This is a genomic window from Streptomyces durhamensis (genome assembly GCF_000725475.1).
Lineage (GTDB): Bacteria > Actinomycetota > Actinomycetes > Streptomycetales > Streptomycetaceae > Streptomyces > Streptomyces filipinensis.
Genome location: NZ_JNXR01000010.1, coordinates 161,529 through 175,860 on the forward strand (window position 1 = coordinate 161,529; position 14,332 = coordinate 175,860).

Genomic DNA, 14,332 nt, shown 5'->3' on the forward strand with positions numbered 1-14,332 from the left:
TCAGCTCACTTCTATGCGGGTGTGGGCGAGTGCGTGGGCCGCGTCGGCGTTGACCTGTGCGGGCGTGCGGGCGGTGAAGACCAGGTGGCCGAGGCGGGCCGAGTTGTCGTGGGCACTGCCGACGGCGGCGCCGGGCGGAGTGGTGATGTCCTGCTCGACCAGGCCGTCGTGCCGGCCGAGGACGGTCACGCCGTGGAAGGTGCCGGCGCGGGGCGGGGTGAGGAACCGGATCGCGCAGGCCCCTTCCCGGGGCGCGGGTACGTCCGGCTTCTCGTCGAGGACGGCCTGGAGGTAGGCCCGGGCCTCGTCGATGCCGGAGGCGCGGCGTACGACGTCCACGAGGTGGTCTCCCGGCAGGCGGGCGCCGACCTCGATGACCACGGGGCCCCGGCCGGGCGGGATCTTGAGTTCGGTGTGGGCGACGCCGTTGCGGATGCCGAGCGCCCGAAGGGCCCGTTCGACGGCCGTCCGCACGGCGGCGAGGTCGGCGGGCGGCAGGGCGGCGGGGCACGTGTGCCCGGTCTCGGCCCGGTAGGCGCCGCCGGTGGTGTGCTTCTCGACCAGGGGCAGGTGGAAGTACTCCTCGCGCCAGACCACGGTGTCCAGGCTGAACTCGGGTCCGGGGACGTACTCCTGGACGACGACACGCTGGTCCATGGGCAGGCCGTGCGGGGCGGCGACCGGCCAGGACTGGGCGTGCTGTACGGCGGTGTCGAGCTGTTCGGGGTCCTCGACCACGCTGACGCCCCAGGAGCCGCCCTGCTCGGCGGGTTTGACGACGACCGGGAATCCGATGCCGGCGCGGCCGAGGGCATGTGCCGCCTGTCCGGCCGTGTGCACGCTGATCGTTCTCGGCGCGGGCACCTGGCCCGCGTGGAAGGCCTGGGCCATCTCCGCCTTGTTCCGGCACGCCCGGGCCCGCCGGGGGTCGTTGCCGGGCAGCCCCAGGCGCCGGGCCAGATGAGCGACGAGCGGGGTGAAGAACTCCCAGCAGCCGGCGACCGCGTCGATGCCCGTGGCCTCGGCGAACGCGGTCAGGTCCGCCAGCGCCCGGTCCGGGTCGGTGAGGTCGGTGAACACCGTGCCGTGGATCTTGTCGCGCAGGGCTGCGGGGTAGCTCTCGTGGATGTCCTCGTGGGTCGCGACGAAGACGTGCGCACCGAGTGCCCGGGCGGCATCCAGCACATAGGGGCCCGAGTTTGCGAGCGCTTCGATCAGCAGGATCTTCTTCACGCCGCGCAGTAGACCGCACCCGCCGGGCCAGAGCCATGAACGTAACCACCGGAGCAGGATGGTGATTTCACGACAACGGTTGTAGCAAGCTCCAGCCGTCGGCGGAGACGCGGATCCTAGGGGGTCCGGCTTTGCGGAAGCGACTGCTCCGGAGGACTTCGGACCATCACACAGGAGGGCCCGCTCCCAACGGCCCGGGGTTTCGTCGGTACCGGACCTGGGCCCCTGCCGCCGATCGCGGATTGACTCTGCGACGACCCAAACCGTCCCACGTGTACGAGAGGGGCAACTTCGCGTGACCGGCTACGCCGCACAGCTCACCGACCACATCCGTCAGGGCGTCATCCCGCCGTACAACTACTCCTATCCCTCGCGCTCCACCTACCGGCCGCTCGACGCTTCCTGGACCGCCGAGGAGGCCTGGAGGCAGGACCTGAGCATGTATCAGGTTCCCGAGCTCAACCTGTATCTGCACGTGCCGTTCTGTCGCTACAAGTGCGGCTTCTGCAACCTGTACACCGTCATCAGCGAGGACGTGGACGTCTACACGGCGTACACGAACGCGTTGTGCACCCAGCTGCGCGACCACGCCGACATCATCCGCGCCCGTCGGCTGCGCACCGTCTACATCGGTGGCGGAACCCCGAGCCTGCTGTCCCTGCGGCACTTCGAGCAGCTGTTCGGCACGCTGGACGAGGTGTACCCCAACTGGCGCTCCACCGTGGAGGAAGTGGCGATCGAGGCCACGCCGGACTCGATCGTCAACGAACCGGCCACCCTCGAAGGCCTGCTGCAACTCGGCCTGACCCGGGCCAACATCGGGATCCAGTCCCTCGTGCCGAAGGAGATCCGCGAGGCAGGACGCGGCCAGGCGGGCGAGCAGGTCATCCGCAAGGCCATCGAGATCGTGCACGACAAGGGCCTGCCGGACCTGTCGACGGACCTCATCATGGGCTTCGCCGGCCAGACCGACGCCACCTGGCGGACCTCCGTCGACGAGCTCGCGAAACTCAACCCGGCCACGATCAGCACGTACTTCCTCACCGTGCGCCCGGATGCCTGGTTCTCCAAGACCGGCGCCTACCAGTACGCGCAGTCCCCGAACCTGTACGAGCGCTACGACTACGCCCGTCAGGTCTTCACCGACCACGGCTACGTCCAGGAAGGCTCCGTCCGCTACAAGAAGCTCGGCCGCGGCGGCTACAAGCAGAAGGTGCTCACCTTCCACGGTGTGCCACTGCTCGGGCTCGGCGTCGGCGCCCGCTCCTACACCGGCGTCCTCGACTACATGGCGGGCTCCGTCAAACCGTCCATGTCCGAGGTCACCGACTACATCACCAAGGCCACCGCCCACACACTGCGGCCCGTCACCGGCTTCGTCCTCGACGACGAGGAGATCATCCGCAAGCGGCTCGTCCTGGACACCTTCGACCTGGACCTCGCCGAGCTGGACCGCTTCGGCTACCAGGACAAGGCCCACCTGTTCGAACCGATCCTGGACGCCGCCGAGGAGACGGGACTGCTGCGCCGCCTCGGCCGCCGTGTCCAGCTCACCCCCGACGGGTTCAAGTACCGCGACATCCTGTCCTGGATGTTCTTCTCCGACACGGTCGTCCAGCTGGACCGCGAGTACTACGAGCGCCTGCACGAGCAGAACAGGCGGGCGCGGAAGCACATGGGCACGCCGGTCGGCATCTCGGGCATCCGCACCGCGCGAGCGGCTTCGTGACCGAGCTGTTCATCGCGGCAGGAGGCGGCGGTGACCCGATCGGTACCGCCCTCGTCCACGCGAGCCTGGGCGGCGGGGCCGATGCCGTCGTCCTCACCTACGGCTGGGAGCGCCTCACCGTGGATCCGCTCCCCGGCCCTGTCGCTCCGCACGACTTCACCGGCCTCGACCACCACACCCTGCCGGTGCCACTCGTCACCGCCTCATCGCACCCGGTCGCTCCGCGCGGCTCCACCCTGCCGCGGCTGGCCGGCGACCTGCCGACGAGGCTCGCGCTCCTCGACCCCGGCAAGGGCGTCGAAGCACTCGCCGACCAGATCGGGCGGACCGCCCGGGCACTCGGTGTCGACCACATCGACGTCGTGGACATGGGCGGCGACATCCTCGCCCACGGCGACGAACCCACCCTCGCGAGCCCCCTGCCCGACGCGCTCGTGCTCGCGGCCTGCCAGTTGGCGGGCGTCCGCACCACCGTGCACATCGCCGGCCCCGGCCTCGACGGCGAGGTCCCCGAAGCGACCCTTCTGACCCGCGTCACCGGCGACGGCACAGCCCTCGCCCCCACCATCCCCGACTGGGCGGCGAACGTCTTGCGCTGGCATCCGTCCGAGGCCAGCACCCTGCTCGCCGCAGCCGCCGCCGGGCTGCGCGGCCCCTGCCTCACGAGGGAAGGCGCGGGCCCGATCCCGCTCACCGGCCGCAGCGGCCGCGTCTGGAGCCTGCCACTCGCACGGGCCCTGGACCACAACCGCCTCGCCCAGGGCCTGCTGGACACCCGCCCCGACACCCTGGCGGGCGCGGAGGACGTCAGCCTGAAGCTGTATGGATTCAACGAGGTCGAACGTGAGCGCCGGCGGGCCGTCCGACGGCACGCCGCGCGCGACCTCACCGACGGCAGGGCCTTCCTGAGCGAGCTGGACGCCTGGCTCCACGTCCAGCGCGCCGGCCATCCCGGCGCCCGGTACGTGAGCCTGCGCTGCGCCGTCGAGTCACTCGGTTACGACTGGCGGCTGAGCGAACAGGTCCGCGACCTGCTGGCCGGGCACCGTCCCGGACTGGTCGCCTTCCCGCTGCTGTCGCTGGCGCACTGACCGAACCGGGCAGGTGGGGGCGGTCCCTGACAACGGGGCCGCTCCCACACGGCCGTCACCGCCCCGGCCGGCCGCGCCCCCGCCGGGCCCAGGCCCGACCGTCGCCGAGCCTCGCGCCGCCGCTGGCCGCCGTGGAAGACGGTCGCCCCGGCCACCAGGGTCAGCCCGACGGCCGTGGCAGCCACCGCCCCGCCGGAAACGGTCCGCGCCACAGCCCCGTCGCCTCCCCCACCGGTGGGCTTTCCCCACGTCATCTGCCTTCCGCCGGCGAGGGTTCGGCCGCGACGCAGCGAGGTGCGGACACGGCCCGTTCCGACCTGCGGTGACGCCACCCGCTCGATAGGATCGGTGCATTCCGACCGGGAATCGACCATGCGCAGGACCCAGAGGACAGCCCGTCTGTGTGCCGCCGCCGCGACCGCTCTGCTGAGCGCCGGAGCCGGCACCGCCCCGGCTGCCGCGGCCCCGTTCCCGCCCGGGCGGGAAACCGGCCAGGATCAGCCCGGCGGCGGACAACCGGGCCGACGCGGACCACGAGATGCCGCTCTACCTCGACCAAGTCGGCTTCCCCGGCGCGTAGTTGTGGCAACGGCCTCCTCGGGCGGCTGCGTTGCTGTTCCGTGCGCTCGTGCGGGACAGCGCGCCACGGCTCAGAGGAATCATTGCAACGCCCTCCCCACTTGACGCGACGACAGGCGGTCGGGCGTTGCAATCTGGTGAAACTGAACGCTACGGCGGCCCCGGCTCAGCGGTCCTCGCGCAGGCCCCAGGGAGAGCCGTATTCGGTGAGCAGGTCCAGGAAGGGTCGTGGGGGCAGGGCCTCCGGTCCCAGAACACCCTTGCCGGACCAGGCGCCGGAAGACAGGAGTTCCAGCGCGACGACGGGGTTGAGCGCCGTCTGCCAGACGACGGCCTGCGAGCCGTACTCGCGCATCGACCACTGGTTGTCGACCACGTGGTACAGGTACACCTCGCGCGGCACCCCGTTCCTGGTGCCCTTGACCCACGTACCGGCACAGGTCTTGCCCGTCATGCGGTCCCCCAGGGTGGCCGGGTCGGGCAGGCAGGCGGCGACGACGTCCCGCGGGGAGACCTCCACGGGCCCGTCGCCGCCGGGCACGGTCGTCTTGGCCGTCGAGTCCAGGCCGAGAGCGTGCAGGGTCCTCAGCTTGGCGATGAAGTCGTCGCCGAGCCCGTACTTGAACGTGACACGACGAGCATCCACCCAGCGCGGGATGAGCAGCACCTCCTCGTGTTCGACGTTGACGCACTCGACCGGGCCGATGCCTTCCGGGAAGTCGAAGACCTCGGGCTCGCTGAACGGCGCGGTGGTGAACCAGCCGCGCTCCGCCTCGTACACGACCGGCGGGTTGAGGCACTCCTCGATGGTCGTCCAGATGCTGAAGGAGGGCGCGAAGTCATAGCCCTCGACCGTCAGGTTGGCACCGTCGCGGATGCCGATCTCCTCGATGTCGTCGAAGAGTTCGTCGGCCGCGTACCGGGCGAAGACGTCGGACAGGCCGGGCTCGACACCCATGCCGACCAGCGCCAGCCGTCCAGCGTCCGCCCAGCGCCGGGCCAGGGCGAACTGCTCGTCCCCGAGCTTGACACCACACTCCTCGTACGGGCGCGAGGCGTGCGGCGAGGACAGCGACATCGCCATGTCGATGTAGTGCACACCGGCCTCCAGGGACGCCTGGAAGAGCGGCATCACAAACCTCGGGTCGGTGGCGTTGAGCAGCACGTCGCACCGCTCCTCGATGAGCATCCGGCGGACCGCTTCCTGGTCCGAGGCATCCAGCCGCCGCGCGCCGAACCGGCCCTTGCGCTCCTTGAGCGCGGCGACCGCGGCTTCGGCGCGGTCGAGGTGGTAGTCGGCCACGACCATGCGGTCGAGGAAGTCACGACGAGCCGCGATTCGGGTGACGGCCGTGCCGACACCGCCCGCGCCCACCAGAAGTACCCGCATGTCACACACCTTCCCTCCGGGAGGCGGACGCCTCCGGCAGGGCTCGATGCAACGGGATGCCGAGGTGTAAGGTCAACCCTGTTGGCATAAGGGCCGGCGACGGGAGAAACGGCTGACGGCCGGCGACGGAAGAGACGACACACATGGCGAAGCAAGTCGTGCCGGAGGGGGCACGCCAGCGCCGGCGGCCCACACGCGCCGGTACGGTGCTGAGCGAGGAGATGATCGTCCACACCGCCCTGCGCGTCCTGCGCGAGCACGGCAGCACCGGGCTGACCGCGCGCCGCCTGGGCGCCGCGCTGGGCGCCGACCCCAGTACCCTTTACCGCTACTTCGCCGGGATGGACGAGCTGACCCGGGCCATCGGCGACGAGCTGATGGGGCGGGCTCTGGCCGGCTGGACGGCGTCCGGGGAGTGGCGCGCCGATCTCCGCGCGCTCGGCCGGGCCATCCATGCCGCCTACCTTGCGCACCCGCAGGCGGCCGTGCTCACGGCCAGCCGGGTCACGGGCCGGCCCCGTGAGATCGCGGTGGACGAGACGATTCTCGGCATTCTGCGGGGTGCCGGGCTGCCCGACCCGGTGGCCGTACGCGTGTACCACGCGTTCATCGACCAGAGTCTCGCCTTCGCCGCGCTCGATGCGGGATCCCTCGCGCTGGCGGACGAGACCCGTGCCGTGGACGAGGAGATGTGGCGCTCCACCTACGCCCACCTGCCGGCCGATTCGCATCCCAACATCGCCGCCACGGCACAGCTCCTCGCCCGGCGCATGCCACACAGTGCCTACCCGGCCGCCCTGGAGATGCTGCTGGAACACACCGCCGCGCAACTGGCCCGGACCGGTGGGTGACGCCCCCCTCGGGAGCCAAGATCGATTGTCAGTGGTGCGTGAGACGGTAGGAGCATCGAGTCGGGATGAGGGGGAGCCGTCATGTCCAAAAGCCAGAACTACATCAACCACGTTGCCCTTGTGCTGGATGCCAGTTCGTCCATGTCGCATCTGAGCCGCAAGGTCGTCGAAGTCGCCGACCAGCAGATTTCCTATCTGGCCCGCCGATCGAGGGAGCTGGACCAGGAAACGCGCGTCACGGTGTACGTCTTCGCGGACGAGGTGGAGTGCGTCATCTACGACAAGGACGTGCTGCGGATGCCGTCGCTGCAGCAGCTGTACCAGGTCGGTGGAATGACGGCCCTGCTGGCGGCCGCGCTGAAGTCCCAGCGGGAGCTGGCGCAGACCGCTCAACTGTACGGCGACCACAGCTTTCTGACGTTCGTCCTCACCGACGGACAGGAGAACGCGAGTCATCGCTGCCCGGATTCCCCTGCCAGGGATCCGCGTGAACTGGTCGACGCTGTGACCGAGATGTTCGAGACGCAGGAGGACAACTGGACGCTGGCGGTCCTCGTGCCGGACCAGATGGGCAAGCGCGAGGCCATGCAGTGCGGTTTCCCGAAGGACAACATCGCCATCTGGGACGCGACGAGCACACAGGGCCTGGAGGAGGCCGGGCAGGTCATCCAGCAGGCCACCGAGAAGTTCATGGTAGGCCGCACCAAGGGCATCCGGGGATCGCGGGCGGTGTTCTCCATGGGTGCCGAGGCGGTCAACAAGGACACCATCAAGGCGGCCGGCCTCACCCCGGTGGACCCGTCGCAGTACCAGCTGATCCCCGTGACCCGTGACGCGGCGATCCGGGACTGGGTCGTCGAATCCGGGCACACCTATCGCACCGGTGGCGCGTTCTACCAGCTGAGCAAGTCGGAGAAGATACAGGCCCGGAAGCAGATCGCGGTGCTGGACAAGAAGACGGACCGGGTGTACACGGGGCCCGAGGCCCGAGCCCTGCTCGGCCTGCCGGACGTCGAAGTCCGCGTCAAGCCGGACCACAACGACGGCTTCACGATCTTCGTGCAGAGCACCAGCGTGAACCGGAAGCTCGTCCCGAACACGCGGATCCTGCTGATGGTCTGACACCTCGGAAACTCCGGCGGGTCCCGGAAGCCGTCGCGTCCGGGACCCCGATCGACAGCCGGAGCCCAGGACACGTTCCCTGCGGTTTGGTCAATATTTACTTTCCCGGGATCCCTCTGCATAGTGGCGCCTCGAAATACTGGCGGGTTGAGCCGAGAGGGCCCTTTCTTGTCTCAGATCAACGAGGTTGCCGCGCGCGAGGTGGAACGTGAGCGGGTTCAGGTCTCCGTCATAGGCGAGCTGTTCGACGAGCGGCTGGCCGGGGCGCAGGAGCAGCTGGCGCGCGTGCTCGCGTCGCCGCCCGACGGCGCGGGCGAGGCGTACGAGCGGGAGGTGGTGGCCGGTCGGCTGGCAGGGGAGGTTCGTCGGCTGCGGGGGGCCGAGGAGGGCTTGGTCTTCGGCCGGATCGACCTGGCGGACGGGACCGTCCTGCGGATCGGGCGGCTGGGCCTGCACAGGGATGCGGACGAGCTGCCCCTGCTGGTGGACTGGCGGGCCGAGGCCGCGCGGCCCTTCTACGAGGCGACGCCGGTTCACCCCATGGGGCTGCGGCGGCGCCGCCATCTGCGCCTGACGGGCCGCACGGTGGTGGGGGTCAGCGATGAACTGCTCGACGGCTCCGCACCCACCGGACAGGACGTGGTCGGTGACGGCCCGTTGATGGCGACGCTCCAGGAAAGGCGCACGGGGCGGATGGGCGCGGCGGTCGCCACGCTCCAGGCCGAGCAGGACGCGATCGTGCGGTCGCCGCACCGCGGGGTGACGGTGGTGCAGGGTGGTCCGGGTACCGGAAAGACGGTGGTGGCGCTGCACCGTGCCGCATATGTGCTGTACGCGTTCCCGAAGGCGGCCGAGCGCGGCGTGCTCGTACTGGGACCGAACGCGCGGTTCCTCGACTACATCTGCCAGGTCCTGCCCTCGCTCGGGGAGAACGACGTCGTCCTGGCGACGTGCGGGGAACTGGCCGGCGTCGTGCCGGGAGCCGCGGACCCCTTCGAGGTGGCACGGCTGAAGGGGAGTGCCGCACTGGCCGACGCGCTGGCCGCTGTGGTCCGCTCACGGCAGGCTCCGGACGACGACTTCGAGGTCCGGGTCGGGCAGGAGTGGATTCGTCTGCAGGAGAGCGAGGTCGCACAGGCGCGGGAGTCGGCACAGACCAGTGGTCTCGCGCACAACCGGGCGCGTCGGCTGTTCAAGGAGCTGCTGGTCGACGCCCTCATCCGTGAACTCGTCCGCACGGGCAGCGAGGCGCTTGAGCGTATCGACGCCCAGGTCGCGCAACTGACCGGCCTCGACCTGGACAAGGCCGCCGCAGCGGACCTGCGCCGCCTCGGCTTCGACGACGCCCCCGCCACGGGAACCGACGAATTCGACGCCGACACCGTGCGCGCCGACCTCCTGGACGACGCCTCGCTCGATCAGGCCGTCGACGACCTGTGGCCGCGGCTCACGCCCGGCGACGTGGTCGACACCCTGCTGACGGATACGGACGCGCTGGCCGTGTACCTGCGGCAGTTCACCGACGACCAGCGGGCCCTGCTGCGGCGAACGCCCGGCGCGCCCTGGACGGACGCCGAGGTGCCGCTTCTCGACGAGGCGGCGAGCCTGGTCGACGGCCCGCCTGAGCACGTCTTCGGGCACGTCGTCGTCGACGAGGCACAGGAGCTGACCGTCATGCAGTGGCGGATGGTCGTGCGCCGTTGCCCGGGCAGGTCGATGACACTCGTCGGGGATTTCGCCCAGGCAGGCCCGGCGACGGTGGCCCGGGACTGGAACGAGGCGCTCGGCCCGCATCTCGGGAAGCGCTTCGACCTGCGCACCCTGACCGTCAGTTACCGGACCACGCAGGAGATCCTCGCCACCACGGAGGACTTGCTCGCCCGGATCGCCCCGGGCCGGCCACCGATCCGGTCGATCCGGCGCGGCGAGGTGCCTCGAACCCTCGCAGTGGCCCCGGAGTCGCTCGTCACCGCCCTCGTGCGGGAGCTGCGGGAGCAGGGCGCCGCGTACCCGGGCGAGTTGGTCGGGGTGGTCTGCGCCGATGACAGGGCGGAGCGGCTCGCGGCTGCGGGGGTCGAGCGGCATGCCCGGCTGGTGCCGGCCTCACAGGCGCGCGGCCTGGAGTTCGACGCCGCCGTCGTGGTCGACCCGGACGGGATCACCGCCGCCCGGCCCGGCGGCGAACGCGATCTGTACGTCGCCCTCACGCGGGCCACGAAGCGGCTCTGCACCATCACCGTCCCGCCGAACAGCATCGCCGGGTCGGCGGGAAAGGCGGGGTGATCCGGGCGAGCGGCGGCGGGGTGATCCGGGCGAGCGGCTCCCGCCCGACGGTCTCGGGTGCGGATACCGTGGCCGTGTGTCGGCTGCCCGGGACGCTGGAGGAGCAAGCGGTATGGAGATCACGACATCGCAGAAGATCACCCCGTTCCTGATGTTCGAGGGGAACGCCGAGGAGGCGATGACCTTCTACGTCTCGCTCTTCGACGACGCCGAGGTCATCGGCGTCACCCGGTACGGTGCCGAGGGCGCGGGCACCGAAGGGAGCGTGCAGCACGCGACGTTCTCACTCGCCGGCCAGCAGTTCATGTGCATCGACAGCCCCGCGAAGCACGACTTCACCTTCACGCCTGCGGTCTCGCTCTTCGTGCAGTGCGCGAGCGAGCCCGAGATCGACCGCCTCTACGCGGCCCTGGGCGAGGGCGGCGCCGCGCTCATGCAGCTGGGAGACTACGGGTTCAGCGCCAGGTTCGGCTGGGTCAACGACCGGTTCGGTGTCTCCTGGCAACTGAACCTGCCGGCCGCGGCCGGCACGGGCGGCTGACTCGACGACCTGACACGTCGATGTGTGCCGGAACCCGCCGCGAGCGGCCCGGGACGCGGCAGCCGGTGCCGTAGCTTCCGCTTGTACGGCATATGATCACGAGTATGTCCGCCCTGCACGAGCGTTCCGCCCTCACTCAACTGGCTGCCGGCGAGCGGCTCTTGGGCTACGGCACCGTCGTCCCCGCCAAGAGCGCCAAAGGCATCGGCCCGAACATCACCCGGTCCCTCGCGAACGACCTGGTCAACAGCGTCGGCGCCCAGTCCGGCGCAGCCGGCAGCATCGCCGCGCAGATGCCGGGTACCTCCGGCGCGCTGTTGCTGCGCGTGACCGACCAGCGCGTCGGACTCGTCCGGCCGCTGGACGGCACCCCGGTGTGGGAGGTGCCGCGGACCTGGGTGATCCGGGTCGAACGCCGACCGCGGACCCAGCTGATGGCGCGTTTCCGGCTGCACTACGCCGACGGCTCCTGGCTCGCCTTCCTGACCACGCGGCGCCGCACGATCGAGCAGTTCCGCTCACTCATCGGCTGACCCGGGCCGGGGCCGCGCGGGACTACGACCTGCCTGGGTCAATATGACCTGGACCACACATCTGCGGGTCTTCCGCCACCGCCACTGGAGGCGTAGGTTCCATTTACCCCGCGACGGCGTCCTCCAAGGCGCTGGTCCGCCAAGCCCGGGGCGGCGGACCAGCGGGGGCCAACTTTCACACATGTGCAGCGGTATCACCGGCGTACCGGCTCCGTCCCATGGGGCCGGAACCGAGCCGAGTGCGCTCGCGCACGACCGTCGGCGAGGAGCGGACCCCTCTCTCGCCGAACGGACGGGCGCGCGAAGAGGTGCCTGGTGACCGCCGGGCCTCCGCGGATCCGATCCCGGTCACGGTGCCACCGCGCCGAACCGGCATGATGATCAGCATGACTTCGATCGCCCAGACCCCGATCACCGGCCTGGACCTCACGGGGTTCACCGAGCGTGAGCCCGGCCTGTGGACCGACGCGGCGGGGCTCGTCCTGTCGGTCCACTTCTTTCCCCTCGTCCCCGACCTGCCGGCTCCGCTGCACGACCTGGACCGACTCCGGTTCGGGTCCGCGCAGGGCGCGGCGAGCCATGGGGGCGGCCTCATCGAGGCCGGGGTGGGAACCGTGGACGGGGTCCCGGCGCTGCACCAGCTGATCAAGACGCCGCTGCAGAGCAGGACGGGTCAGGCGTTCATAGCGAGCTGGACGCTGCCCAAGGACCGCTGCAGCACCGTGGTGAAGGTGCAGGCCGCGGAGGGCGCGACGACCGGCCTGCGGGAGGCCACGGTGATGGCCCAGGTCGAGCCGGCCCACTACTTCCAGCCCCACCCGTACGCCGGGGGCGGGCAGTTCGGCGGGCTGCCGTACCACGTGGCCGACCTGGAACAGTGGGACCCCCGGTTCCCCGACCACCCGCTCACGCTGGTCCGCGCCGCCCTGCGCCGCATCACGCCGACGGTCACCCTCCACGATCAGTTCAAGGCGCTGCCGCCGTTCCCCGGCCCGACGCCGGCGCACACCCAGCCCGGCGCGCCTGCGTCCCCCTCCGCCGGCCCGACCCCGCCCGCGCACCCCGTCCCCGCGGCATACCCCCCCCCCGCTCCCCCGCCGTATCCGGGGCCGGCCGCCGGGCCCGCGCCCCGGCGTGGCTGGTTCCGCCGCAAGGGTGTGTAGGGCTCCTTCCCGGCCTCCCCCAGGTCATCAGGGTTTCAAGCGTCATCCCCGTCGTGTTCCGGAGGCGATCACGGCGGAAACGGCGAGGGTCGAGACCAGCGTGCCGATCATGACCAGCCCCACGCCGACGGCGAACAGTCCTGTGGTGTCGTCCGACCAGTCGTAGTAGGCGGCAAGGGTCAGACCGGCCGTCGTGCCCGACACCGCGGCCACGGTGTAGCGCCGGTACGCCGCCCAGCACACCGGTACCAGGAGGGTCAGCACCAGCCCGATCACCTGCCACGCCTGGTACGGGCCGCTCGTCGAGCCGTCGGCATGCACGTCACGGTGCCGGTCCCAGCCCAGCCAGGCGGCCCAGGCTGCCATCGACACCGCCGCCAGGACGAGGATCGACGACAACAGGTGGGCCACGGATGTGGTTCGTCCTTCACGCATGCCTCCAGCGTGGCGACCGGCCTTCCCCCGCGACAGAGCACACGTACTCAACAGCACGGTCCACATACTCAGCCCGCCGCGCCTTCTACTGTGGACGGCGATACGAGCATGCAGGGGGCGCAGGACATGACGACGTGGGCACTGGTCGTGGAGACGACCGTGGGTGCGAGTGAGCGCAAGCACATGGAGGCCCATGTGGTCGCGCACATCTCCGGATCCCGGACCGAGGCACTCGCGGAGCTGGAGCGGCGGGCCCGGAGCCACTCACCCGAACACCCCAGAAGCCCGCGGCGCCGCAGGCTCCTGCGGGAAGCCGACGGTTTCCTCCTCGTCGTCGACGGCGCATGGCAGTCGTTCGCCACGCGGTTCACGGTGGCGGAACTGCTGGAGGACTCCGACGCGCCCCCCGCCCCGGAACCTGTGCAGGTTTCGAGCGGGCCCGTCGGCGCACCGGACGAGCCGGAGGAGCAGGTCGCGCGGGACGCGGACGGGGTGCCGGTCAAGCCGGCGTGGCTGGGGCGCGCCGATCTGCCGTGAGGGCGCAGGGGGCGCCGGTCCGCGCAGGGCGCCACCGGTGGCGGGGCCGATCGGACCGTCCGGGATGCCGGGACGCCCGGACGGTGATGCGTGGGTACGGGCGCCTCCGGGCCGCCGGTGCTCCCCGGTCGGCGGTCCGCTGTACGCGCTCCTTCTGACGCCGGATCAAGGAGGGCTTCGTGGTCGACGCTCCGGACAAGACGCTCAGGGACAAGGTCGCCTTCGTGGGCGGAGCGTCCCGCAACCTCGGTGGACTGATCAGCGCCACCCTGGGCGCCGGCGGGAAGATCATCACGATCGTCACCTCGTTGCTGGCCGCCTACACCGGCCTGTACTCCTGTTACGCCGGCAGCAAGGCTCCGGTCGAGCACTTCACCCGCGCCCTGTCCAAGGAGCTGTTCGGCCGGAACATCTCGGTGAACAACATCGCTCCCTGACCGATGGACACCTCGTTCTTCTACCCGGCCGAGGACGACGACTCCATCGCCTACCACAAGTCGTCGGCCATGAACGGCGACCTCACCAAGATCGAGGACATCGTCCCGTGGGTACGCCACCTGCTCACCGAGGGCTGGTGGGCCAACGGTCAGACGCTCTTCGTCAACGGCGGCTACACCACCCGCTGACAGGTCGGCGTGTCCTCGATCGCCAGCCGTATCCGGAGGCCGCCCGACCCCCGTTCCAGAAAGCCGTCCGACCCCGGGCCATGATCCGGCGCGCTAGACCGCGCTCACGCCGCGTCCGCGAGTTCGAGGCACCGGCAACGCGATCAAGCCCGTCCGCGGGCCCTCGGTCCGGCGCATCCGTTCCCGCCACGGCGCAATCCAAAAGGGCGCCACCGACGT

Annotated in this window: 12 protein-coding genes and 1 pseudogene; 10 read left to right on the forward strand and 3 right to left on the reverse strand. The window is 70.7% G+C overall.

Annotated elements, in window-relative coordinates; translation table 11 throughout:
- Positions 1-1,233: an ATP-grasp domain-containing protein gene (locus IO33_RS0116725; RefSeq protein WP_031165482.1), complete on the reverse strand. Its 1,233-nt coding sequence runs from the start codon at positions 1,231-1,233 to the stop codon at positions 1-3.
- A 295-nt stretch (positions 1,234-1,528) separates the two neighbouring features.
- Between IO33_RS0116725 and IO33_RS0116730 the strand changes: the two genes are divergently transcribed.
- Positions 1,529-2,962, forward strand: coding sequence for a coproporphyrinogen-III oxidase family protein (locus IO33_RS0116730; RefSeq protein WP_031165484.1), 1,434 nt, complete (start codon positions 1,529-1,531; stop codon positions 2,960-2,962).
- Positions 2,959-4,053: a DUF1152 domain-containing protein gene (locus IO33_RS0116735; protein ID WP_031165486.1), complete on the forward strand. Its 1,095-nt coding sequence runs from the start codon at positions 2,959-2,961 to the stop codon at positions 4,051-4,053. The genes IO33_RS0116730 and IO33_RS0116735 overlap by 4 nt, the downstream gene beginning before the upstream one ends.
- Positions 4,054-4,798: 745 nt before the next feature.
- Here the strand turns inward: IO33_RS0116735 and IO33_RS0116740 are convergent.
- Positions 4,799-6,022, reverse strand: a complete 1,224-nt coding sequence (locus IO33_RS0116740; RefSeq protein ID WP_031165488.1) for a saccharopine dehydrogenase family protein — start codon at positions 6,020-6,022, stop codon at positions 4,799-4,801.
- Between the two features lie 143 nt (positions 6,023-6,165).
- Between IO33_RS0116740 and IO33_RS0116745 the strand changes: the two genes are divergently transcribed.
- The 6 genes from IO33_RS0116745 to IO33_RS0116770 all read left to right on the forward strand — a co-directional run bounded on the left by IO33_RS0116745 (position 6,166) and on the right by IO33_RS0116770 (position 12,515).
- Entirely contained in the window at positions 6,166-6,873 is a 708-nt protein-coding gene (locus tag IO33_RS0116745; RefSeq protein WP_031165491.1) for a TetR/AcrR family transcriptional regulator, read from the forward strand.
- Positions 6,874-6,954: 81 nt separating this feature from the next.
- Positions 6,955-7,995: a vWA domain-containing protein gene (locus tag IO33_RS0116750; RefSeq protein ID WP_031165493.1), complete on the forward strand. Its 1,041-nt coding sequence runs from the start codon at positions 6,955-6,957 to the stop codon at positions 7,993-7,995.
- A 168-nt stretch (positions 7,996-8,163) separates the two neighbouring features.
- Positions 8,164-10,278 carry a HelD family protein gene (locus tag IO33_RS0116755; RefSeq protein WP_031165495.1) on the forward strand — a complete coding sequence of 705 codons (2,115 nt, stop codon included), beginning with the start codon at positions 8,164-8,166 and terminating at the stop codon, positions 10,276-10,278.
- Between the two features lie 112 nt (positions 10,279-10,390).
- Positions 10,391-10,819: a VOC family protein gene (locus IO33_RS0116760; protein ID WP_031165497.1), complete on the forward strand. Its 429-nt coding sequence runs from the start codon at positions 10,391-10,393 to the stop codon at positions 10,817-10,819.
- 104 nt (positions 10,820-10,923) lie between these two features.
- Complete coding sequence (locus IO33_RS0116765) at positions 10,924-11,352, forward strand: hypothetical protein (protein WP_031165499.1); 429 nt, start codon at positions 10,924-10,926, stop codon at positions 11,350-11,352.
- A gap of 386 nt (positions 11,353-11,738) precedes the next feature.
- On the forward strand, positions 11,739-12,515 hold the full coding sequence (locus IO33_RS0116770; RefSeq protein WP_245235811.1) for a hypothetical protein: 777 nt from the start codon (positions 11,739-11,741) through the stop codon (positions 12,513-12,515).
- A gap of 42 nt (positions 12,516-12,557) precedes the next feature.
- Here the strand turns inward: IO33_RS0116770 and IO33_RS0116775 are convergent, their stop codons facing one another.
- On the reverse strand, positions 12,558-12,950 hold the full coding sequence (locus IO33_RS0116775) for a hypothetical protein (protein ID WP_031165503.1): 393 nt from the start codon (positions 12,948-12,950) through the stop codon (positions 12,558-12,560).
- A 126-nt stretch (positions 12,951-13,076) separates the two neighbouring features.
- Here IO33_RS0116775 and IO33_RS0116780 point away from each other — a divergent pair, with 126 nt between their 5' ends.
- Positions 13,077-13,487: a hypothetical protein gene (locus IO33_RS0116780; protein ID WP_031165505.1), complete on the forward strand. Its 411-nt coding sequence runs from the start codon at positions 13,077-13,079 to the stop codon at positions 13,485-13,487.
- A gap of 278 nt (positions 13,488-13,765) precedes the next feature.
- Positions 13,766-14,113 (forward strand): annotated as a pseudogene (locus tag IO33_RS53795) (SDR family oxidoreductase); the annotation flags it as partial.
- Positions 14,114-14,332 lie beyond the last annotated feature (219 nt).